The following is a 21,103-nucleotide window of genomic DNA, read 5'->3' on the forward strand; positions in this document are numbered from 1 at the left end:
GGGTCTTGATTGTTTACTATTATTTCATCCGGCTGACGCCACCTTATTCTTCAGCCTCGCTGACTCATTGTCCGCTCATAGAGCTCGCGAATCCATCTGCCGACTTTCTCCCACGTAATCTGATCAACTTCCCGCTTTCCCTCTACCTGCAAGTATTTGAAGAGCGAATCGTTGTGGCAGATGGAATACATGGCATCAGCAAGGGCGTGTATGTCCCAGTAATCCACCTTGATGCAGTTCTCGAGAATCTCCGCACAGCCACTCTGCTTGGAGATGATGGTCGGCGTGCCGCACTGCATCGCTTCCAACGGCGAGATACCGAAAGGCTCGCTCACCGAAGGCATCACATAGACATCCGATGCTTTCAGGCACTCATAGACTTCTTTTCCCCGCATGAATCCCGGGAAGTGGAAGCGGTCGGCAATACCGCGTTCGGCTGCGAGATAGATCATCTTGTTCATCATATCGCCCGAGCCTGCCATGCAGAAACGCACATTGTGGGTGCGATGGAGCACCAGGCTGGCAGCCTCCACGAAATATTCCGGTCCCTTCTGCATGGTGATTCGCCCGAGGAACGTAATCACCTTCTCCTTGTCAGTGTGGTCGGGACGGGGAATATCCTGCAACTCTTTCTTCAAAGGATATACGGCATTGTGTACCGTAAAGCATTTGGACGGATGCTGGTGATAATGGTTGATGACCGTCTGACGGGTCAGCTCAGAAACGCACATGATGCAATCGGCATGGTCCATACCGTCTTTCTCTATCGAATAGACCGTCGGATTCACCTTTCCCCGCGACCGGTCGAAGTCCGTGGCATGCACGTGAATGCACAGCGGCTTGCCCGAAACCTGCTTCGCATGAATACCCGCAGGATACGTCAGCCAGTCGTGAGCATGGATGATGTCGAACTCCTGCTGCCGTGCAACCACACCGGCAATGATGGAATAGTTGTTGATTTCCTCATGCAGGTTCTGCGGATAGCCGCCGGCAAACTCCATACAGCCAAACTCATTGACGTTCATATAACTGAAGTCGGCGTAGATATGGTCGCGAAGCTGATAATACAACTCTGGAGACATCACGTTGCCAAGGCTGTTTTTGACATGGTCATAGTTCACGTCACGCCAAACGATCGGCACCGCATTCATCGCAACAATCTGCGCTGCCGTCTGGTCTTCATCGCCGAAAGGATGCGGCAGACAAAGCGTTATCTCAACATCGCCCTGCGCATGCAATCCCTCCGAAATACCATAATTAGCCGTCGCAAGACCGCCATACACATGAGGAGGATACTCCCATCCAAACATCAGAACTTTCATATCTTTTCCTCCCCTCCTTTATTTTTGATACGTATAAGTTTCCAACAAACTGAGTGTGCGCAGTATCTCAGCCACATTCATCGCAAAAGAGATGGCACCGCGACCCAAGAAGGGCGGGTTGCCGTCAAACAATTCAGAGATGGTACCCAGACAATGGTAGTACATCTCGTCCTCATAGCCCACCATCTGGCGCTCGATGAAGCTCAGGCGCGTACGCTTGTACAACTTCAGGCACGCTTCCATGTAGAACCCACCGAGCCAGGGCCATGCCGTACCCTGATGATAAGCTTGGTCGCGCTGTGACTGATGACCGACATACATCGGATTGTAGCCCCCACTCTTAGGCGACAGGGAGCGCAAGCCCTTGGGGGTCAACAACTCCCGTGTACACACGTCCAGCACACTCTTCTTTTGCTCGACCGACAGCGGCGAATAATCGAACGCCACCGGGAAAATCATGTTGGGACGCACACTCAAATCTTTGACATCGCCATCGACATAATCATACAGATACCCATACTCGTTGACGAAGACATCCGCAAACGTCCGTCCGCACAGCGCTGCCCGCTTCTCCAAATCAGCCGACTCCGCCTTTTTGGTGTCTTTCAAAAGATGGGAAGCAAACATCAAAGCGTTATACCACAGTGCGTTGAACTCAACGATGAAACCCGAACGAGGCACGACCGGACAACCATTTACCGTGGAGTTCATCCAAGTCACCGAAGTCCTTTTTCCATCAGAACTGAGCAGTCCGTTCGCCTCCAACCGCAAATTGGGATGCTTACCCTTTATAATATATTTAATAATGTCGGAAAGCAACTTCCCGTATTTGCGCAAGCATTTCTCATCGCCACAGGCACGGGCATACTGCTGTATCGCCCAGACACACCACAACAGCACGTCCGGCTGCTCCATCTCGTAGATTTTCACACTCAACGGCTTGCCGCCCATGAACTCACGCAGTCCCCGTTCTGCCGTCTTCATCACCAATTCAAAATAATCCTGCTCACCGATAGCGAGCGTCAGACCCGGCAAAGCAATGAACGTATCGCGCGCCCGGCATTTGAACCATGGATAACCGGCGAGCAGATAACGGTCATCGTTTTCCTCACGATTATGGAACTGGTGTGCGGCATTCACCAGGCAATGGAAGAAGTTGTCGCGCGGCGCACGGTCCTCATACTCCACATCAAACAGTTTCTTCAGCTTAGATGTCGCAATCTCCGAAGTGGAAGCTGAGAAGACCACGCTCTCACCCTTCCGGATAGGCATCTCAAAATAACCCGGCACATACAGGTCTTCCTTCGAATCATATCCCCGCTCCTGCTCCTTCGGATACTCTATGCCGCGATACCAATCAGGCTGGAACACGAAGTCACTCTTCTTCGAAAACTGCATGTACAAATCAGGATAACCTGCATACATACAGGTCTTTATCCCATTATCCACAAACTGGTAATCACGGTTCGCCACATAATTCTCATGCGTGAACTCACGCACACTCCGAAACGCCAGGAAAGGACGGAAGCGAAGCAAGGTCGCAGAATGGGCATCCTCCAACGTATAACGGATAAGAATCCTATCCTCATAATGCTGGAACAGCACCTCTTTCTTCAACATCACGCCGCCCACACGATACAGAGTCGTCGGCAACTTGTCACAGTCAAAACCACGGATATACTTATGTCCCCTCGGACTGTAACAATTCTCACCATACTTATGCAAACCCAAATTGAACTCCGCACCATGCTGAACCACCGTCACATCCAAAGACGAGAGCAACACATGATTCTCATCATCCAACCCGGGAACAGGCACAACCAGCAATCCGTGATATTTTCGCGTATTACAATCAACAACCGTCGAACACGAATAAGCGCCAGAACGATTGGTTCGCAACAACTCGCGAGGAAGAGACTCCTCCAAGTTTGTCATCAAGGCTTTCTCAAATCGCAAATAACTCATATCACTATCTGTTTTGTCTAAATTCGGTTTTTCTTCCCAAAGGTAACCATTTTTTTATAAAAACAAAAAACAAAAGCACCTTTTTAACGTGACTTTAGCAATATTTCAACAAAACATTCCCTCGCTGCATAAACTTACAGATAAGGGCGTATAAATATGCAGTTGAACTTTCGCTTTTCAAAAGTTCAACTTTTGCGTCCTAAAAGTTCAACTTTCACCGCCTAAAAGTTGAACTTTCGCAAGCCAAAAGTTCAACTTTTGGAAGACCACCTATAACCTCTTGAAAAACAATAGTTTACAAAAGAGACCACAAAACCGTCACCTATGCATAAATATACAATCGCGGCGAGATGCCAGACAAGTTGTCGGGATGAAAAAACAGAAAGGGAAGGATGACTTCATTTGCGCATCTTCCGCCAGAGTTTTTTGTTCACAGCCAGCAAACGCCTGCCCTGACGAGTAATGTCCGCACGCGCCGTACTGAAACTGTTGAACAGTTCGCACACCGCATTTTGCACCATGTTCGGGTCGCGATTCTTGTTTTCCGCCTCAGGATTCACGATAATCTTAATCCCCTTCTCTACCAAGGAGATTTCAATATCCTTGCCCAGCATCATCGGGTCGCCGTCATAATGCACCGGACCTTCTTTCTTGCGGTGGACACATATCTTCTTCGAGCGGAAAGTCTTTATCTTACTGCTTTTGTGCAGCGTCTTGTTCATCATGTCAAAACTCACCTGGGGAGCATCCAGAAAGTCGAAAGGCTCCATGATAATCACATCCATCACCCCATCCCTCATTGAGGCTTGCGGAGCGATGTAAGCATTGTTACCATATTGCGATGCATTGGCACACGACACGAGATAAGCCTTGTGATACTGCACCGTGCCCGACTCATCCTCAATCGTATAAATCTCCGGCTTGTAGCGCAGTCCCTCTTTCAACACATGCTCAATATACTTCACGGGACCTCGCTTTCCACCTTCTGCAAACTTCATGCTGATAAAAGCATCGAACCCCATGCCGCACGTGCAAAAAAACGGATGACCGTTAATCACTCCGTAATCGAGGTCGTAAATATCACATTGATTGATAATCAAAATCGACTTCTTAATATTGATGGGAATCATCAGATGACGCGCCAGCCCGTTTCCCGAACCACAAGGAATGATACCCATAGCCGTGGAAGAGTGTACGAGGGCACGCCCCACCTCGTTGATTGTCCCATCGCCACCGACGGCAACGACCACGTCCACTCCCTTCTCACGCTCCTCACGCGCAATCAATTCCGCATGACCCGCATATTCCGTATAGCGAAGCGTATAATCGAAACGATTCTTGTCAAGATACTTATCTATCAAAACCGGAATCCCCGCCTTCTTCACCTTCCCCGAAATCGGATTCAGAATAAATGTTATATGCTTCTTCATTCAATCAAACACTTGCGCGCGCCCTCGGTTGTTTTATGCTGCAAAAATAATAAATTTACACTTGAAAACACTCCATTTAACAACATTTTTCCACCTAAATGCACATTTTTTCAAAAAACAACAAGATTCTAATACATTTTTTGTATCTTTGCAGCCTAAATTGTTAAGAGATTTTCAATACCTATTTATATAATATGGGACTTTTACAAGAGAGACTGAAGAACTATCGCGAACCTCAGAAATATATGGCTGCAGGGGTTTATCCCTATTTCAGGGCCATCTCAGGGAAGCAAGGAACAGAAGTCGAAATGGAAGGACACAACGTCCTCATGTTCGGCTCAAATGCATATACCGGACTGACAGGCGATGAACGTATCATCAAAGCCGCAAAAGATGCACTCGACAAATACGGCTCCGGATGCGCGGGCAGCCGGTTCCTCAACGGAACACTCGACCTCCACATCCAGTTAGAGAAAGAACTTGCCGAGTTCGAACATAAAGACGATGCGCTCTGCTTCTCCACAGGATTCTTTGTCAACTCCGGAGTGCTTGCCGTCATCTGCGGTCGCGAAGACTATATCATCTGCGACGAGCGTGACCATGCCAGCATCGTTGACGGACGAAGACTGTCATTCGCAAAACAGCTCAAGTTCAGACACAACGACATGGAAGACCTGGAGAAACAGCTGCAGAAATGCGAACCAGATGCCATCAAACTGATTGTCGTTGACGGCGTATTCTCCATGGAAGGCGATTTGTGCAACCTCCCGGAGATTATCCGCCTGAAGAAAAAATACAACGCCTCTGTCATGGTTGACGAAGCACACGGCTTAGGCGTATTCGGAAGAGAAGGAAGAGGTGTCTGCGACCACTTTGGACTGCTCGACGAGGTTGACCTCATCATGGGAACCTTCAGCAAAAGCCTCGCAAGCATCGGCGGCTTCATAGCCGGAGACTTCGACACCATCAACTACCTGCGACACTTCTGCCGCACCTATATCTTCAGCGCATCCAACACACCTGCGGCAACAGCGGCAGCCAGAGAGGCGCTCCACATCATCCGAAAAGAACCAGAGCGTATTGAGAAACTATGGAAAGTGACCAATTTCGCCCTCCGCCGCTTCCGCGAAGAAGGATTTGAAATCGGCGATACGGAGAGCCCAATCATCCCGCTATATGTTCGCGACGTGGAGAAGACATTTGTCGTGACGAAGTTGGCGTTCGATGCCGGTGTATTCATCAACCCGGTAATCCCTCCGGCATGCGCTCCACAAGACACGCTGGTGCGTTTTGCACTCATGGCAACCCATACCGAAGAGCAAGTTGAACGAGGAGTGCAGATTCTCAAGAAAGTATTCACTCAACAAGGTATTATAAAATAATGCCTGCAAAATTTGCAAAGGTCATAAAAACTGATTAACTTTGCAGCCGCAAAAATGGGGCAACCCATGTTGCGAACGGGGTGTAGCGCAGTCCGGTAGCGCGCCTGGTTTGGGACCAGGTGGTCGCAGGTTCGAATCCTGTCGCCCCGACAAAAACAAAAAGAGCATCCAAGTCTATCAACAGCTTGGATGCTCTTTCGTTTATAAAATAACCTTTTCTCTTTGTTTTCTCCACAATATTCACTACCTTTGCAGAAGACAAACAGCATGTTGACGAACCATCAACAACCACTAAAAGAAAACTATTCGATATGAAAGATATTTATTTCGCAGGAGGATGCTTTTGGGGAACAGAACATTTCTTCAAACTACTCAGAGGCGTGAAAGAGACAGAGGTAGGATATGCCAACGGACATACCACAAGTCCGACCTACGAGGAAGTCTATACAGACACGACGGGATTTGCCGAAACCGTGCACGTGACGTATGACGAGAATGTGACTGACCTCACGTTTCTATTGCAGATGTTCTTCAAAGCCATCGACCCACTGAGTCTCAACAAACAAGGAAACGACATCGGAACACGATATCGGACCGGCATATACTACACGGACAAGGACGACCTGCCAGCCATTCAAGAAGCGATGAAAGCCGAGCAGCGACGCTACACCGCTCCACTCGCCGTGGAAGTGGAACCGCTGCAGAACTTCTACCGCGCAGAGGAATACCATCAAGACTATTTGGAAAAGAATCCCAACGGATACTGCCATCTGCCCATCGAACTCTTCCGGATGGCAAAAATGACCAACGATGAAAAATAAGAAGAACATGCCTTATCAGATTCGACAATCAACCATTGCCGACATTCCAGCACTTCTGCAGATGGCTGAAGCGTCAAGACAAATCATGCGGAAAAGCGGCAACATGCACCAATGGATCAACGGCTACCCATCGGAAGAGGTTTTCCGACACGACATTGAGAAAAACAACAGCTATATTCTCACCTGCGAAAGCGAGCCCGTTGGCACATTCGCTTTCGTCCCATCACCCGAACCAACCTATGCCTCCATCTATCAAGGGGCGTGGATAGACGAAAGCAAACCCTATTATGTGGTGCATCGCATTGCAAGCTATCCCGACAAAAAAGGCATTTTCGACGCCATGACTGACTTTTGTTTCTCGCACACTGACAACCTCCGCATTGACACTCACCGCGACAACCACATCATGCAACATCTGCTTGAGAAGCACGGCTTCACTTACTGCGGAATCATTTATCTTGAGAATGGAGATGAGCGATTGGCTTATCAGAAAATCATCAGTCAACCATCGTTATGAATTGCCGGTTTCTGCGGCGCAAGTTCTCTGCCTGACTGCCTCAAACAAAAGGATGGCAGTAGAGACAGAAACATTTAGCGAATCGAGTTTGCCCAGCATCGGGATACGGATATGCGCATCTGCAGCGCGCCGCCATTTATCTGACAGTCCCGTAGATTCCGTCCCCATCACCAATGCAATGCCAACCCGCATGTCCGTATCATAGTAGAGGTTGGAATCCTGGAGTTGGGCAGTCAGAATGCGGATACCTTTTGACTTGAGAAAAGCGATGCACTCATCGGAGGAACATGACACACAAGGCACGGAAAACAATGCCCCAATCGAATTGCGCACCAAGTTTGGATTATATAGGTCTGTCAGCTCGTCACACACGACTACAGCATCGGCACCTGCCGCATCGGCACTACGAAGGATGGCACCCAAATTGCCTGGTTTTTCGACTTGCTCCACCACAACAATCAATGGATGCTGACCGAGTGTCAGCCCGCTTAACGTCCGGACGGGAATCTCAACTTGGGCTATCACGCCTTCCGTTCCACCGCGATATGCCATGCGGTCATACACCTCCGGGGTAACTTCAAAACAGCGGGAAGACGACACACGCAGCAATAACTCCTGGGCTGCGGAAGACATCAGTGCCGGAGTATAAAAAAGCGCATCGACCTGCAGCCCGGCATCCAAGCACTGCATGAGTTCCTTGTATCCTTCTACGACAAAAAGTCCCTCTTTGCGTCGAGCCGCACTCTTCTGCTGCAAAACCCGCAGATGCTTTATTCTCGGATTCTGGAGACTGGTTATTATTTCACTTACTTGCCGATTATCCATTGTCGTCATGCTGTGCGTCTGTCATTCTCGCACTACTAAAGCAGTTATTTTTCTACGACGGGCTTGCAACACCATCGCGACACTTTGATCATCACACCCATACCGGGAATTTCTTTAAGCAAATAGTATTTCTTACTCTGACGAACCAATTTGCCAGACAATCCCTTCAACGGTCCAAAAACAACATCAACCGGTGTGCCGACCTTCAGCTGCGCCTCTTCCTCTGTGAGATATTTACGAAGTTCTATCTCCGGATTACACATCACCTGGAACTCATGCATCTCCTTTGACGAAATTTCATAATAAGCCGTGGACGTCCGACTCTTGCGGATGACAGCCATTTTGTAAGGACATTCCTGCACCACTCCTGTCATCTGCCGCTGGGAAAGACTTTTCTTCACAAAAACAAGATTCCGCACCACCGGGCGCAGTTCCCGTTTCCGCTTTCCATCACGAGTCTCAAAATCAACATACTGCATAGGGACGAAATATTCCAACCCATGCTCTGCGAGATAGTCACACACAGCTTTCTGTCTAATCGAAAACAGACGGATAGCATACCACGGCTGCTGCTCTTCTGGCTGTGATGCGTTGGTTGTTGATGGAAGGATATCTGTCATTCAATGTCTATGCTTTACAAATCGCCTGCAAAGATATTCTTTTCATTTCGAATAACAAAATTTACCTGCTGAAATATCTGTTATTCTCCTTTTCTCAAACACTCAACAAATGCCTTCAACGCCACGGCATCTTTCATCGCATATGCCGTTTCAAACTGCGCATCTACACTGATGCCACAGAACGCTGGATGACTAAAGTGACGGAGGCGCTCCACATCATCCGGTCCGATGTCACCGCCCAGAATGAAAGGCACTTGACCGTCATAGGCAGCCAACACATCCCAATCAATACAAGCCTCTGTGTCTGCTGGTTTCTTGGGTTCAAACAAGAAGTAGTCTGCAACGCCCGCATAGTCTGCACAGCATTTCAAGTCATCTGCACAACCAACATAAATGGTTTTCATCAACTTGATACCCTGATGGATATCCGGATCTATCGTCCGCCGCAGGTTCTCCATCATGACAGGACTCTCGTCACCGTGCAGCTGAACGATGTCCAACCGATAGTTAACCACCCGCGTCACGATGTTCTGCGGCATGTCGTCCACAAACACACCGACGCGCAAAATATCTTTCTTCCCGTCTGCCTTCTTACGCATCGCATCATCCCGTAGCGATGAATAGTCGGGAAGCGTACCTGTACGGGAGGATATTTGTTGCAAATAGCGTGGACTATCCCGCCAGAAGACAAACCCCATCCAGTCAATATCCAAAGCACTTACTGCGCGGATATTCTTTGGGTCGCGCATCCCACATACCTTTATAATCATATCCTTTTCTCTTTACGCTCTTATGATTAGGCAAAGATAACCTTTTTCCAGGATATTGACGCATGATTTTCCAAATAAAAAAATAAAAATGACATTCTATATAATAAAGACCGCCAATATCCGTTTTATCAATAAAACATATACATAATATTAACGCCTATGACATACTTTACTCCTGAAGAGTTCCAACCATCGGAACAAACATTACATCTTATCAGACAAATAGCCTACACTTTCCAGGCTGCCAAAGTGAATCGCAGGAATGAAAATCTCTGCATCAACTAAAGACCTGTCGTATCATGAAACCGATTATTTCCCCTTCGCTGCTTTCTGCCGATTTTGCCAACCTCCAGAGAGACGTGGAGATGCTCAACCGAAGTGAAGCCGACTGGCTGCACATGGATGTTATGGACGGTGTTTTCGTGCCCAACATCTCTTTTGGATTTCCCGTCCTTGAAGCCGTATCGAAAATCAGCAAGAAACCGCTTGACGTACACCTCATGATTGTCAAGCCCGAACGTTACGTGGCGCAGACTGCCAAATGCGGCGCTATGATGATGACCGTGCACTATGAAGCATGTACACACTTGCACCGCACCGTACAGGAGATACATGCTGCCGGCATGAAAGCCGGTGTCTCGCTCAACCCGTCCACTCCGGTCTCTGTCCTTGAAGACATTATCGGCGATGTGGAACTGGTCCTGCTGATGAGCGTCAACCCTGGTTTCGGCGGACAGAAGTTCATTGAGAACACCATTCAGAAGGTGCAACGCCTGCGTCAACTCATACAGCAAAGCGGCAGTCATGCCCTCATCGAAGTGGACGGCGGCGTACAGGCAGACACTGCCCCGCGATTGGTGCAGGCGGGAACCGATGCGCTGGTCAGCGGAAGTTACATTTTCAAAGCCAGCGACCCGATTGCTGTCATCCGCAGCCTGAAAGAACTGGACACCGAAACGAAGAGTGTCTGAACCATACCAGAAACGCATCAGCCCGCCAATCATTCGACTGGCGGGCTGATGCGTTTAATACATTTGCACCTGAACATTTAGTCCATCTGCAGCATAATCTGGTGGTCCTTAGCCATGCGGCGCAGGTTGAGAATGGCGTAACGCATACGTCCAAGCGAGGTATTGATGCTCACACCCGTCGTCTCGGCAATCTCCTTAAACGACATCTCCTGATAGAAGCGCATAAACACCACTTCGCGCTGCGAGGCAGGCAACTGCTCCATCATCTTCCTCACGTCTCGCAGAATCTGGTCGTTGACAAAAAGATTCTCAATATTCGAGTCGATGATGTCTTTTGAACTGAGGTTCGACAGGTCGTTACCCTCCGTCGGCTCCACGATGCGCTCTGCCTTCTGGTCACGATACCAGTCCATGATTACGTTGTGGGCAATACGCATAATCCAAGCACTGAACTTGCCGGTATCCCTATACTTGCCTTCATGCAGTTTGGTAATCACCTTTACAAAAGTCTCTTGAAAAATATCATTCGCTACATCCTGGTCACGAACCACGAACAAGATATAGGAAAACAGTCTCGATTGATTGCGAGACAAAAGCAAATCAAAAGCCTTATTGTTACCATCAATGTATGAAAATGCCAACTGCTCGTCGGTCATATCATTCAGATTTTTCATTCCTTAAAACATTAAAATTCTTAAGTAATGTTTTTTACAATAGGCGTTTTGTTTTTTAAGTTTTACAATGTTCGTTACTCTTCTCCCACACCCGCCAAAAGACCATATAGCCCCTGCCGAGATGTGAGCATTGATTAAAAATGTGGTTGCAAATATAAACACTTTCATCATTTCTTCCAAATTTTTTATAAAAAAACATCATTTTACCCCTCGCTTTTTAACAAATAGATGCTTTTTACGATAAACGATGCGGGCAAAACACCCTTGATGATGAAGTGGCATTTCGAGAACGAAATGAAAGATTTTCCATAAAAATATTGATAAGTTTTTTGGTGTTTCGCAAAAATGCTTTATCTTTGCAAGCGATAAGGTTCGCTATAAGCGCGATTAAAAAGGGAATGGAGTGAGAATCTCCGACTGTCTCGCAGCTGTAAGTTCCTTTATAACTGGCAAACAAGAAGCCACTGTTGAAAACGGGAAGGTGTTTGCCGGTGGAACAAAGTCAGAAGACCTGCCTTAGGATATCAGCCGAAATCTCTCGATGTAAGGGACGGAAGCACAACAGAAATAAAATTCAACATAAAAGAAAAGGAATAATCGCATGGCGATAACTCCTTGCATGCGCAGATAGCCTCTCATCGTATAGGAATATGCGCCACATCAAGACCCTACGTGTATTATATAAGTTTATTTAAGTTTGTTAGAAAAAGGGTGAGACCGTGAGGTTCCACCCTTTTTTGTTTTTTATAACTCAGTTGATAATTCCTTACCCTTAGCCCTTATATTATTTTCAGTCAAACTATCGGGATGTTAATCAAATAAGAAATAACTTCCAGGATTTCTTATTGATATGAACCCAAGATAAGTCGTTCTACCTCCATAAAATCTTGCTTGCTTTCCGTAGTTACCGGGATTATCTTCCAAGTTGAATTTTTCACGATTTTTCCCACTCGCCAACCCTATCGAAATCATCTTTTCCGTGTCTTTTTCTCCAGCATTATCTGCAAGAAGGATTGCTGTTTTTCCTTTGAAAGGTGCTTCAAAAGTCGCGTTCTCTTTTTTACCTTGACAAGCACCGACTATGTATCCTTTTACGAAGACATCAAAATTATAATCACCTGCAATAAATTCAGCCACCGTCAGAGGATTATTCTCATCCCTTCCGTCTTTCTTACCAGTGTTTCCACCACCATTTCCACCACCGGAACCGCCATTATCGTCACCTGGCTCTGACAATTCCGTGTCATCAATTTCTTCATCAATGATTGCTTTTTCACAACTAAACGCCACCGTCAACAGCAGCGCAAAGAAAACCATCTTCAAATAATTCGTTCTCATATCTGGTATTTTCTTGCAAAAATATCAATTTCCTGACTTCGTCAATGCGCCACCCAAATTAAGATTTGTTGCCAGATATGTCGAAAAGTGGTTTCACTGCGAGGTGCTTCTCCGTCAAGAAGAGTGTCTTAGTGAAGTAAGTCCCGTTTTTAGGCATCCTTACCCTGATTGTCGTGATAGTTTTGGCTGCCTCAAGCACCTTATCGACACTCATCCCAATCTTGTTAATGGCAATGAGTCGCTCCAGTTCCTTATATACCTTATAGGCGATGAAGCAAATGCAGACATGTGCCTCTATCCTACGTTCTGTAAAATGAAACATCGGACGCATTTCCAGAGTTCCTTTTGAAATACGGAATGCACGTTCCACCACCCAGAGTCCATGATACTCGGCAATGACACGCTCGGCGTCAAGGTCTGTATTGGTGATGTAGCCCTTGAGTCCGTCCCACTGGCAGTCCTCTGCAATCTTCTCTTCGCTGATGACGACTTCTATGTCCTTGCTGATTTCAAGAAACTTGTTGTAGCCACGCTTGTTCACCTGACTCTTCGTGATGCGTCCGGTCTTATAGGCTTTTCTCAATCGGACAATTCCGCGGTCACGGTTGTAGGCATCCTTCTTTGCACGCTTGTCGGAATAACTGACGATAAGTCTTTCCCCATTCTCACGTTTGTAGTCGTAACAGGCTTTATCAACCTTCTCTAAAGAGAGAATCCATTGCTTCACGCTTGCGCTCTCGCTCTTGATGCGGGCTCCAAGTATGTAGTTGTAGCCAGCCTCCTGCAGCAAAGTGACATTGTTCTTGTTCATCAAGCCTGAGTCTGCCACCACAACAAAATCTTTCCCCAGATTGAAACGCTGCTTGAAGTCATCTATCATTGGTATCATGGTGAAGCCCTCATACTGGCTGCCGTTGAACAGAGAGTATGAAAGCGGGTAGCCTCCTTCTGATACAAGCAGACCGAGTATAACCTGTGACTCTGCCGTCTTTCCATCCTTTGAAAACCCCGGTTCACGCAATACGTCCGTCTGTGCTGTCTCAAAGTAGAGCGTCGTCACGTCGTAGAACATCAATCCAATCTTGCCTCCGAACAGTTTCCGGGTGTGCTCTACGCTAATCTGCTGCGCAAGCTCCATCTGGGTATTGTAGAGCTTGTCCATGTAGCGATAGATGTGGTTGAGGTCAACATCTTCATCATAATATGACTTCAGGTAATCTACTGTGGCAAGTTTGCTTCTGGGCTGCGACACCCTTGCGATTACCAAATGACGCAGAATCTCATCGGGAATCCGGTTGAAGCCGATGCTGTCATAGACTTGATCAAGCAGAAGCCGAGTACCGTTTATCAACACGTTGTCAATATTGCTAAGGAAACGCTCTGTCTCCTCGACTTCCTTTCCCTTGCGGTCATCAAAGTCAAGTTCTTGCTGACCGCCAAATGAACGTATCCATGCAGCAGCCTTATCGCATAATGAATGTATTTCCTCTTCGGATGTAGAGGAGCCAAACGATTTTATTTCTTTATACTTTCCACTCGCTTTACTGACCACTACCACACTTGTAGAGCCGGAACGATTGTGTTTCTTGCGTACATACATGGTGCAAAGGTACACGTTTTTCGCTTGCGCCACCCAAACCACCCAATAATTTTACGTAACTCGCTGATTATCATTGTGCGCTATATGATGGCGCAAAAAAGTGATGAAGTCAGGTGGTATTTTCTTGCAAAAATATCAATTTATTCCGAAACCGACAAATATTCCATTGTGTTTTTGAAGCACTCAAACAAAAGAGGTTGGTGCAGGAAGCTACCAACCTCGGGGGAGATTTCGAAAATCGCGAAATCAATAAAAGTTGGGGACAAATATATAAGAATCCTTTAAGAAAAGCAAATTTTCTGGCAGAAAAATTCATTTTTTAACATTTCAGCGCTTTATTTCCGCCAAAAGCTTGCCTTCCCAAAAAGCTATTCGCACGAAGTTGCCAGCATTATTTTTTCCATGCGTTGACCACCTCGCCGATATACATGGTATGCAGTCCGGCAGGGAAATTGCTGTACTGACGTCTGGGCACATCGCTCTTAAAATACTGCGGGTCGAAGGGTGCAGCATACATCGTCTTGCACTCAATCACCATCGTTGCCTCCGTATAATAGGGCGTGCCATTCTCCGTATAGGCGGTGTGAAGTCCCAGTGCGGCAGCCTTGTCACCGTCTCTGCCGCTTTTGGTGCCCATGTATCTGAGCACCTTGCTGTCTGCCACGTCGAAAGCCATCACCGTGAAGTATTGCGCCTTGTCCATGAATTCCTTCGTGTAGCGCTTTTCCGCCACATAGACGGTCAGGGCAGTATGTCCCCAAAGCGTTCCGATGCCTCCCCACCCGATGGTCATCGCATTGTGTTTCTCTTTGTCGCCGGCAGCTACGAGCTCCGCATCGCGAAACCATTGAAAACCATTCTCCGTGAAATCTTCTTTCACGTCAAACTTCTTAAATCCATTCTCCTCTTGCGCCGATACCGACGCGCCAGACATACACCAGACAGCCAATGCAGCCATCATCAACCGTACTCTTTTCATAGTCATTTAATGTTTAAAATTCCGGAATTAGCCGCTACCCTTCTCCCCTCGTCTCTGTGACGAAGCACGTTACGAGTCCGTAGGTGATGGTGGGGCGAATCCATATCTCGGTAAGCAGATAGTCAGTATATTTGTCTGCCGCCTCCAGATAAGCGATGTCATAGTGATAAAGCGCAGCGATGATCACGTCAACGATGAAAATCATCCACAGGTTGAATTTGGTATAGCCCTTCCAGTTCTTGCGCGCATAGAAATAAGTGAGCATCAGAAGCAGCCACACCGAGAGCGTGAGACACATCAGGTGAATGGGATAACTCACCAACTCGGGTGAAAAGAGAATATCGCGCAGCAGCACTGTAATGCCCACACACACCGAGCACCAGTAGTTGAACTGCTCCGCCTTCAGCCGATTGAAGAAATACATCCAGATCATCACCAGACAAGCCAGATAAAAAATGTTGAGGATCAGTTCGAACCCTCCCACTCTCAGACCGAAATGACATACGCCATAGAGCATGAATCCCACGGACAGCATCCCAGCCACGGCTGTAATAACCACGTCAATAATCTTCGCTTTTTTCTTGAATCGGATCTGCATCTTTTTTAGGTTTTGGCTACTGCAAAGATAGTTAAATGCTTAGAATAAACAAAATTTGCGCATGTTTTTTATGGCGAAGACGCTGTTTGGCGGTGGCGTTGGCACGTTTTGAGTAGTTTGATGTTGGTGAACATTACGCTATCAACGAGCAGAAAATTGACAAATATTTTCGGAATTGACAAAGGCATAAAAATGCCCCTTCGTTTTGCCTCCGTTTTGCTTGTATAAACATGCAGAATAGGGCGTATAAATATGCGGTTGAACTTTCGCTTTCCAAAAGTTGAAGTTTTGCGTTCTAAAAGTTCAACTTTCATCGCCTAAAAGTTCAACTTTCATCGCCTAAAAGTTCAACTTTTGCAAGCTAAAAGTTGAACTTTTGGAAAGCACTACTTAATGCATTGTTTTTCAAATGGTTACAAAACAACATCCAAAACCTGCTGCGCTGCATAAATATACAGAAGCGGAGGGGGATTGTAAATCCACGATTAAAATGGTACTGGATTGCAAATCCAGCACAACGAGGGATAAGATAGTATTCCGAAAATTTCCTAAAAAACAAAAAGGGCGAAAACTTTTATTTTTGGATACGTTCGATATTTTCGGATACGTTTAATGTTTGTGGTTAAAGGGCACAAAAATCCCCGATAACCATGGGCTACCGGGGACGGTAATTATGAAAAAAACTTTTTGTTATTCAGCTGCGGGTGCCTCTTCAGCCTGCGGTGTCTCTTCCACCTCAGCTTCCGGAGCAGCCTCTTCTGTAGCCTCAGCTTCTTCAGCCTGCTTTTCTTCGTTCTTCTTAGCGGCAGCTTCAGCCTTGCGTGCAGCAGCCTCGGCAGCGAGTTCTGCAGCGTTTTCGGCGATGACTGTCACGGGAATCTTCACTTCCACTTCCTTGTGGAAATGCACGACTGCGTCATAGGTTCCGATTTTCTTGATGTCGCGCATGGTGATGATCTTGCGGTCAACCTCCACGCCTTTCTTCTCCAGTTCGTCGGCAACCATGGCTGCTGTCACTGATCCGTAGAGCATGTCGTTTGAGCTTACGCGTGCAGCGATTTCTACTGCGACGTCTTTCAGTTTTTCAGCCTTCTTCTCGGCTTCTGCTTTCAGGCGCTCAAGTTTATGTACCTGCTGCTTGAGGTTTTCAGCAAGGATTTTCTTAGCCGACGCTGTTGCGATGACTGCCTTGCCTGCGGGTATGAGATAGTTACGGCCATAGCCGTTCTTCACGTTCACGATATCGTTCTTGTAACCCAGACCGATGATGTCTTCTTTCAGTATAATTTCCATATCTGTTCCTCCTTTTTTTTATTTCATCAAATCGGCTACGTATGGAAGCAATGCTATCTGGCGAGCACGTTTGACTGCCCGAGCCACACGGCGCTGGTATTTCAGAGAGGTTCCCGTGATGCGGCGGGGAAGAATCTTTCCCTGCTCGTTCAAGAATTTCTTCAGGAACTCAGGATCTTTGTAGTCAATATACTTGATACCGCTTTTCTTGAAACGGCAATACTTCTTTCTCTTCGTGTCAATCGAAGGAGCGGTCAAATAGCGAATTTCTGTATCTTGCTCTGCCATGATTAAGCCTCCTCTTTTTTGTTAAGTTTGTTACGTCTCTTCTCTGCATACTGTGCTGCATGCTTGTCGAGTTTTACGGTCATGAAACGAATGACTTTCTCGTCGCGACGGAAGCCTGTTTCAAGCGTATTGATTACCTCCGGCTCTGCCTTGAATTCGAACAGGCAGTAGAATCCGGAATTCTTTTTCTGAATGCTGTAAGCCAGCTTCTTCAGTCCCCACGTCTCTTCGTTCAGCATCTCCGCACCTTTTTCGGTGAGAATAGTCTTGAACTTAGCGACCGCTTCCTTCATCTGATCATCAGACAAAACGGGAGTCAAAATGAAAACGGTTTCGTAATGATTCATACTACTTTGATTAAATGTTTAAATGTTAAAAAATGGGTGCATTTAAAAATGCGGTGCAAAATTACGGTTTTTTTTTGATTCGGACAAATATTTTTAGTAGTTTTGTGCACACATTGATTGAAACTGACATGAAAAGACACGTCAACAACCTTGGCATCTATGCCGTTTGCCTCGGCGTTTTGCTCCTGCTGACCGCATTTCTGGCTGGCTGGACGGACAGCAATCTCCTGCTTGTGGCGGCATGGCTGCTCATCGTCGGAGGCATCATCGGGCACGTGGTCCTCGCCAAACGGCAGAGCAAATACTGACACTCCCCTGCCCTCACACCTTGTGAAGTTGCCACACGCGCATCACTTTCCGGCGGACGGCGAGGAAATTGAGTATGCTGACCAGCAGGAAGAGGATGGCGCCGACGAGCACGGTGGGCAGTATTTCTGATGCTTCGTAACGGGGATAGAGTTCCCCGAAATACGGCAGATAGAGTTTACGAATCTGGAAAGTCAGGAACAATGCCACGATGAACACCAAAAGATTCAGCCCGATGGCGAGTTTGTAATAGAACCACGACACTTTCAGGGGCGAATAACCTATCAGCAGCAGATTGTCGATTTTCTCCGTGTGTTTCTGCAGCAGCAGGTAGATGCTCAGCAGCAACACATAGAAAGCAAGCGCGCTGATGACCAGTCCTATCACCATAACGATGATTGCAATGACTCGCAGGAAGCCGGCAGTGCGCGAGGCATCGTCGTCGCCCCCCTCCGCCTCATAGTTGTTCGACGCCAGATATTCGGTTATGCGCTCATCGCCCGGATTGGTCACGGTGACGATGAGGCGCGACGGCTGCGGTGTCTTGTCGGGCGCGAGTTGTGCGTTCGCCTCTTTCATGAACTTTTCGGGGACAAGAATCGTGTTCAACCGCTTCGAGAACGCGACGACCCTGCCCACCATGGCACGCCGCCCGTGGCTTCCGCTCAGCAGCAGATTGATTCTCACGATTCCCACCACGCCTTCAGAGAGCGTGGGAAGTCCGCGACTGCCTGCAAAGCCGAAATTATACAGGTTCAGATAGGTGCGTGGCAGCACGATGGGCAAGGTGTCGCTGCCCGCTGTGTACTGCCATTTCGACAGGTCGATGTCCATATACTTGTCGGGGATCGACTCGAAAAACATCTCCGTTGAGAATGCCATTCCCATGCTCTGGCTGCCGATGGAAGCAAAGACGCTGAACTGCGACGGAATGAACGTGCCCACGTCTTTGGCAAAGGGCTGCGCCTCCAGTTCATCAATCTCCTCAGACTTGAACACCGGAGCCTTGCCCGACACGGTTCGAGCGGCACTCACATGCTTCACGACGACAATCCGCCCTGGCTTCATAAAACTGTCGCCACCCGTAAACAGCGGTATCACATCCGTTGAGAACTGCACGGCGGTCAGCACAATAATCATACCAAAAAGGTTGGCAAGCACGAAGCCTGCCATCTGCCAGCCGTTGAGATTGCGGGAAAGAAGTTTCCGAAGCAAGCGATTGAGCATCATTTCTTATCTTATTTTTTGAAAGAGAAACTGCCCGCATCCGCAGAGCAGTTTCTCACGGTCGTTTCATTACACGCTAGTTTCTTTCAGTGCCTCTTTCAAGTCTTCTTCCGACACCACGGAGTTTTGCTGGCGGTCCATCATCTGCATGGCATAAGTATAGACCAGTTCAAGGAGCGTCTTGCTCTTGTCCTTATGCTTCAATGTGATGATGTTTTTTCTCATGCCTTCATCATAGCCCTCAGCATAGTCGAACATACGGGCGATTTCTTTCATCTCAACGCTTACCGGCGTTTCGCCAAGCCTTTTCGCCAGTCTGTCGAGCATGTTGAAATCAAAATAGACATAGGTCTGACGACCCTTCAGTACGTTGGCTGACAGCGGAGCCTTCGCCTCGGTGAACTCATCGCCTTCCACTCCCATAGTGATATAGGTGGTATTGTTCTTCCAACCGAAATTAACCACATCCGTCGTCTTCTCATCCACAGGAAGGACATAACAATTGGATGCTTTCTCCTTCATATCCGCAGTTACCATGTTCAGTTCTTTCAACATGGAGATGAGGGTGGCGTCTTTTGTCTGAGCATAGACAGAGAAGCGCGGCATCGTCCCTTTCTCGTCCAGGTCCGACATCGTGAACGCAAAATCGCCATCAATTGCACCGAGCACCTTCTTGATCTGGGCTGTCATGTCTTTTGGAAGCTGCTTGAACAACGGAAACTCCTGGAGCATCTCATATAACTTATCACCATGGATATTGCAGAACACTGAGAAGCCGTCTTTCGGAACATATTTCAACAAATCGCCTTTGATTTCGTCGATGACCTGATCTCCTTTCTTTATCAAGGCATCACACTCATCGGATTTGGTCAGGATGTCTATTTGCGCTTTCGTTTCGCCCTTTTCCATGTGTACGTCCATCACATACGCCATGTCCTTCACCTTGACTCCCTCCGGCATGATCATCGATTCCATCATCTGCATTTCGGGAGAGCCTGCCAGTGCGTTATAGAACAAGAGCTGCATCTCACCTTCTTTCTTACACATTGTTTTGAAGAAGTCGTTGTCATACATGGAATGCTCCACACCCTCATCAAGCAATTTTCTGGCATCGGCGAGCACCTCGCTCTCACCCTTCCCCGTATAGTCAGCATGAGACAGACAGAAATAATCCTTATTGAACACGAAGAGGGTTCCATTCGAAAGCGAATAGTAGAGCCCGTCTTTCTCGGTCAGCGGCTCATCGCCCGTCTCCTTCGCCAAGGCGTTCAGAAATTCGGCAAGGTCTTTCGCGCTATATACCGTTCCGACAATTCCCACTCCGACATCATCAACCGCAGCGTATGGAGGAACATCGCCCAACATATCAGCATCTGTTTCCAAACTGTCGCCCACCGTCTCCTGGGGCTCCATATCCAATGCCGGGTCGTCTTTCTTTGCCTGCACAAAATACACGAAGACAGGGTCGCGCAGGTCAATACCAGCCTTTGCCGGATCATCCAAAAGGTGTTCCAGCTTCTCTGAAAAAGCCCGTGAGAAATCTGCATCCTTCAATCGCTTTTTCAAATCAGCCTTTAGCGCGCCATCATCCGTCAGTCCGCTACTCTCAGCTATCTGCCGAACATCAAGCCGCATGACGACTGTGGCATTTTCAGGTATCAGCTTGGCAGAGTCTGGCACTTTCGAACACGAACTCAACAACGCTGCAAACCCTAAAACCAATAACGATAAAATCTTTCCGCTTGCTTTCATTTCTCTTTCTCCTATTTTTTAATTGATTGTTTCAGAATGATGCAAAGGTAATGAATATTTTCCGATAATGAAAACTTC

The 21,103-nt window shown here is 47.4% G+C and carries 22 protein-coding genes, 1 tRNA gene and 1 riboswitch; of the genes, 7 read left to right on the forward strand and 16 right to left on the reverse strand.

The genetic code is table 11. The features are described 5' to 3' along the window. Nucleotides 1–50: 50 nt before the first annotated feature. The 3 genes from GRF55_RS07430 to GRF55_RS07440 all read right to left on the reverse strand — a co-directional run bounded on the left by GRF55_RS07430 (nucleotide 51) and on the right by GRF55_RS07440 (nucleotide 4,717). Nucleotides 51–1,322, reverse strand: a complete 1,272-nt coding sequence (locus GRF55_RS07430; RefSeq protein WP_220367818.1) for a glycosyltransferase family 4 protein — start codon at nucleotides 1,320–1,322, stop codon at nucleotides 51–53. Between the two features lie 18 nt (nucleotides 1,323–1,340). Next, nucleotides 1,341–3,287 (reverse strand): glycogen debranching enzyme N-terminal domain-containing protein, encoded by a 1,947-nt coding sequence (locus GRF55_RS07435; RefSeq protein WP_220367819.1) that lies wholly within the window; start codon nucleotides 3,285–3,287, stop codon nucleotides 1,341–1,343. 398 nt (nucleotides 3,288–3,685) lie between these two features. Then, on the reverse strand, nucleotides 3,686–4,717 hold the full coding sequence (locus GRF55_RS07440; protein WP_220367820.1) for a diacylglycerol kinase family protein: 1,032 nt from the start codon (nucleotides 4,715–4,717) through the stop codon (nucleotides 3,686–3,688). Nucleotides 4,718–4,911: 194 nt separating this feature from the next. On the opposite strand from GRF55_RS07440, the gene GRF55_RS07445 reads away from it, so the two are divergent. From GRF55_RS07445 to GRF55_RS07460, 4 genes are all read left to right on the forward strand, one after another. After that, on the forward strand, nucleotides 4,912–6,099 hold the full coding sequence (locus GRF55_RS07445) for an aminotransferase class I/II-fold pyridoxal phosphate-dependent enzyme (RefSeq protein WP_220367821.1): 1,188 nt from the start codon (nucleotides 4,912–4,914) through the stop codon (nucleotides 6,097–6,099). Between the two features lie 76 nt (nucleotides 6,100–6,175). Beyond that, a tRNA-Pro gene (locus GRF55_RS07450) sits at nucleotides 6,176–6,249 on the forward strand. A gap of 161 nt (nucleotides 6,250–6,410) precedes the next feature. Next, nucleotides 6,411–6,920: a peptide-methionine (S)-S-oxide reductase MsrA gene (msrA, locus tag GRF55_RS07455; RefSeq protein WP_220367822.1), complete on the forward strand. Its 510-nt coding sequence runs from the start codon at nucleotides 6,411–6,413 to the stop codon at nucleotides 6,918–6,920. After that, nucleotides 6,910–7,437, forward strand: coding sequence for a GNAT family N-acetyltransferase (locus GRF55_RS07460; RefSeq protein WP_255563749.1), 528 nt, complete (start codon nucleotides 6,910–6,912; stop codon nucleotides 7,435–7,437). The genes msrA and GRF55_RS07460 overlap by 11 nt, the downstream gene beginning before the upstream one ends. Here GRF55_RS07460 and GRF55_RS07465 read toward each other — a convergent pair. The 3 genes from GRF55_RS07465 to GRF55_RS07475 all read right to left on the reverse strand — a co-directional run bounded on the left by GRF55_RS07465 (nucleotide 7,432) and on the right by GRF55_RS07475 (nucleotide 9,652). Continuing rightward, on the reverse strand, nucleotides 7,432–8,271 hold the full coding sequence (locus GRF55_RS07465) for an RNA methyltransferase (protein ID WP_255563750.1): 840 nt from the start codon (nucleotides 8,269–8,271) through the stop codon (nucleotides 7,432–7,434). The genes GRF55_RS07460 and GRF55_RS07465 overlap by 6 nt on opposite strands. Before the next feature lie 35 nt (nucleotides 8,272–8,306). Beyond that, nucleotides 8,307–8,882 carry a UpxY family transcription antiterminator gene (locus GRF55_RS07470; protein ID WP_220367823.1) on the reverse strand — a complete coding sequence of 192 codons (576 nt, stop codon included), beginning with the start codon at nucleotides 8,880–8,882 and terminating at the stop codon, nucleotides 8,307–8,309. Nucleotides 8,883–8,962: 80 nt separating this feature from the next. Beyond that, entirely contained in the window at nucleotides 8,963–9,652 is a 690-nt protein-coding gene (locus GRF55_RS07475) for a phosphoribosylanthranilate isomerase (RefSeq protein WP_220367824.1), read from the reverse strand. A gap of 159 nt (nucleotides 9,653–9,811) precedes the next feature. On the opposite strand from GRF55_RS07475, the gene GRF55_RS11735 reads away from it, so the two are divergent. Further along, on the forward strand, nucleotides 9,812–9,937 hold the full coding sequence (locus tag GRF55_RS11735; RefSeq protein WP_255563751.1) for a hypothetical protein: 126 nt from the start codon (nucleotides 9,812–9,814) through the stop codon (nucleotides 9,935–9,937). 14 nt (nucleotides 9,938–9,951) lie between these two features. After that, the gene (gene rpe / locus GRF55_RS07480; protein WP_220367825.1) at nucleotides 9,952–10,623 is read left to right on the forward strand and encodes a ribulose-phosphate 3-epimerase; all 672 of its coding nucleotides are present in this window, start codon (nucleotides 9,952–9,954) and stop codon (nucleotides 10,621–10,623) included. A gap of 77 nt (nucleotides 10,624–10,700) precedes the next feature. Here the strand turns inward: rpe and GRF55_RS07485 are convergent, their stop codons facing one another. From GRF55_RS07485 to rpsF, 8 genes are all read right to left on the reverse strand, one after another. Next, nucleotides 10,701–11,297, reverse strand: a complete 597-nt coding sequence (locus tag GRF55_RS07485) for an RNA polymerase sigma factor (protein ID WP_220367826.1) — start codon at nucleotides 11,295–11,297, stop codon at nucleotides 10,701–10,703. A gap of 351 nt (nucleotides 11,298–11,648) precedes the next feature. Next, a riboswitch (cobalamin riboswitch) is annotated at nucleotides 11,649–11,831 on the forward strand. A 276-nt stretch (nucleotides 11,832–12,107) separates the two neighbouring features. Then, nucleotides 12,108–12,635, reverse strand: a complete 528-nt coding sequence (locus GRF55_RS07490) for a DUF6359 domain-containing protein (RefSeq protein WP_220367827.1) — start codon at nucleotides 12,633–12,635, stop codon at nucleotides 12,108–12,110. Between the two features lie 58 nt (nucleotides 12,636–12,693). Continuing rightward, a complete protein-coding gene (locus GRF55_RS07495; RefSeq protein ID WP_172774742.1) occupies nucleotides 12,694–14,235 on the reverse strand; it encodes an IS1634 family transposase in 1,542 nt (513 codons plus the stop codon). A gap of 391 nt (nucleotides 14,236–14,626) precedes the next feature. Beyond that, the gene (locus tag GRF55_RS07500; RefSeq protein WP_255563752.1) at nucleotides 14,627–15,214 is read right to left on the reverse strand and encodes a flavin reductase family protein; all 588 of its coding nucleotides are present in this window, start codon (nucleotides 15,212–15,214) and stop codon (nucleotides 14,627–14,629) included. Between the two features lie 34 nt (nucleotides 15,215–15,248). Next, nucleotides 15,249–15,812 carry a hypothetical protein gene (locus GRF55_RS07505; RefSeq protein ID WP_220367829.1) on the reverse strand — a complete coding sequence of 188 codons (564 nt, stop codon included), beginning with the start codon at nucleotides 15,810–15,812 and terminating at the stop codon, nucleotides 15,249–15,251. 690 nt (nucleotides 15,813–16,502) lie between these two features. Then, nucleotides 16,503–17,105, reverse strand: a complete 603-nt coding sequence (gene rplI, locus GRF55_RS07510) for a 50S ribosomal protein L9 (protein WP_220367830.1) — start codon at nucleotides 17,103–17,105, stop codon at nucleotides 16,503–16,505. Between the two features lie 18 nt (nucleotides 17,106–17,123). Continuing rightward, nucleotides 17,124–17,393: a 30S ribosomal protein S18 gene (gene rpsR, locus GRF55_RS07515; RefSeq protein WP_220367831.1), complete on the reverse strand. Its 270-nt coding sequence runs from the start codon at nucleotides 17,391–17,393 to the stop codon at nucleotides 17,124–17,126. Nucleotides 17,394–17,395: 2 nt separating this feature from the next. Continuing rightward, nucleotides 17,396–17,740 carry a 30S ribosomal protein S6 gene (gene rpsF, locus GRF55_RS07520; RefSeq protein WP_220367832.1) on the reverse strand — a complete coding sequence of 115 codons (345 nt, stop codon included), beginning with the start codon at nucleotides 17,738–17,740 and terminating at the stop codon, nucleotides 17,396–17,398. 128 nt (nucleotides 17,741–17,868) lie between these two features. Here rpsF and GRF55_RS07525 point away from each other — a divergent pair, with 128 nt between their 5' ends. Further along, entirely contained in the window at nucleotides 17,869–18,048 is a 180-nt protein-coding gene (locus GRF55_RS07525; RefSeq protein WP_220367833.1) for a hypothetical protein, read from the forward strand. A 13-nt stretch (nucleotides 18,049–18,061) separates the two neighbouring features. On the opposite strand, the gene GRF55_RS07530 is transcribed toward GRF55_RS07525, so the two are convergent. Together GRF55_RS07530 and GRF55_RS07535 are read right to left on the reverse strand one after the other, a co-directional pair. Further along, complete coding sequence (locus GRF55_RS07530) at nucleotides 18,062–19,276, reverse strand: ABC transporter permease (protein ID WP_255563753.1); 1,215 nt, start codon at nucleotides 19,274–19,276, stop codon at nucleotides 18,062–18,064. A 66-nt stretch (nucleotides 19,277–19,342) separates the two neighbouring features. Beyond that, nucleotides 19,343–21,025, reverse strand: coding sequence for a DUF4836 family protein (locus GRF55_RS07535; RefSeq protein ID WP_220367834.1), 1,683 nt, complete (start codon nucleotides 21,023–21,025; stop codon nucleotides 19,343–19,345). Nucleotides 21,026–21,103 lie beyond the last annotated feature (78 nt).

The sequence above is a fragment of the Prevotella sp. Rep29 genome (assembly GCF_019551475.1).
GTDB lineage: Bacteria > Bacteroidota > Bacteroidia > Bacteroidales > Bacteroidaceae > Prevotella.

Coding starts and splice junctions, on each gene's coding strand:
- GRF55_RS07430 (WP_220367818.1), bottom strand. CDS start 1,322: ATGAAAGTTCTGATGTTTGGATGGGAGTATCCTCCTCATGTGTATGGC.
- GRF55_RS07435 (WP_220367819.1), bottom strand. CDS start 3,287: ATGAGTTATTTGCGATTTGAGAAAGCCTTGATGACAAACTTGGAGGAG.
- GRF55_RS07440 (WP_220367820.1), bottom strand. CDS start 4,717: ATGAAGAAGCATATAACATTTATTCTGAATCCGATTTCGGGGAAGGTG.
- GRF55_RS07445 (WP_220367821.1), top strand. CDS start 4,912: ATGGGACTTTTACAAGAGAGACTGAAGAACTATCGCGAACCTCAGAAA.
- msrA (WP_220367822.1), top strand. CDS start 6,411: ATGAAAGATATTTATTTCGCAGGAGGATGCTTTTGGGGAACAGAACAT.
- GRF55_RS07460 (WP_255563749.1), top strand. CDS start 6,910: ATGAAAAATAAGAAGAACATGCCTTATCAGATTCGACAATCAACCATT.
- GRF55_RS07465 (WP_255563750.1), bottom strand. CDS start 8,271: ATGACGACAATGGATAATCGGCAAGTAAGTGAAATAATAACCAGTCTC.
- GRF55_RS07470 (WP_220367823.1), bottom strand. CDS start 8,882: ATGACAGATATCCTTCCATCAACAACCAACGCATCACAGCCAGAAGAG.
- GRF55_RS07475 (WP_220367824.1), bottom strand. CDS start 9,652: ATGATTATAAAGGTATGTGGGATGCGCGACCCAAAGAATATCCGCGCA.
- GRF55_RS11735 (WP_255563751.1), top strand. CDS start 9,812: ATGACATACTTTACTCCTGAAGAGTTCCAACCATCGGAACAAACATTA.
- rpe (WP_220367825.1), top strand. CDS start 9,952: ATGAAACCGATTATTTCCCCTTCGCTGCTTTCTGCCGATTTTGCCAAC.
- GRF55_RS07485 (WP_220367826.1), bottom strand. CDS start 11,297: ATGAAAAATCTGAATGATATGACCGACGAGCAGTTGGCATTTTCATAC.
- GRF55_RS07490 (WP_220367827.1), bottom strand. CDS start 12,635: ATGAGAACGAATTATTTGAAGATGGTTTTCTTTGCGCTGCTGTTGACG.
- GRF55_RS07495 (WP_172774742.1), bottom strand. CDS start 14,235: ATGTATGTACGCAAGAAACACAATCGTTCCGGCTCTACAAGTGTGGTA.
- GRF55_RS07500 (WP_255563752.1), bottom strand. CDS start 15,214: ATGAAAAGAGTACGGTTGATGATGGCTGCATTGGCTGTCTGGTGTATG.
- GRF55_RS07505 (WP_220367829.1), bottom strand. CDS start 15,812: ATGCAGATCCGATTCAAGAAAAAAGCGAAGATTATTGACGTGGTTATT.
- rplI (WP_220367830.1), bottom strand. CDS start 17,105: ATGGAAATTATACTGAAAGAAGACATCATCGGTCTGGGTTACAAGAAC.
- rpsR (WP_220367831.1), bottom strand. CDS start 17,393: ATGGCAGAGCAAGATACAGAAATTCGCTATTTGACCGCTCCTTCGATT.
- rpsF (WP_220367832.1), bottom strand. CDS start 17,740: ATGAATCATTACGAAACCGTTTTCATTTTGACTCCCGTTTTGTCTGAT.
- GRF55_RS07525 (WP_220367833.1), top strand. CDS start 17,869: ATGAAAAGACACGTCAACAACCTTGGCATCTATGCCGTTTGCCTCGGC.
- GRF55_RS07530 (WP_255563753.1), bottom strand. CDS start 19,276: ATGATGCTCAATCGCTTGCTTCGGAAACTTCTTTCCCGCAATCTCAAC.
- GRF55_RS07535 (WP_220367834.1), bottom strand. CDS start 21,025: ATGAAAGCAAGCGGAAAGATTTTATCGTTATTGGTTTTAGGGTTTGCA.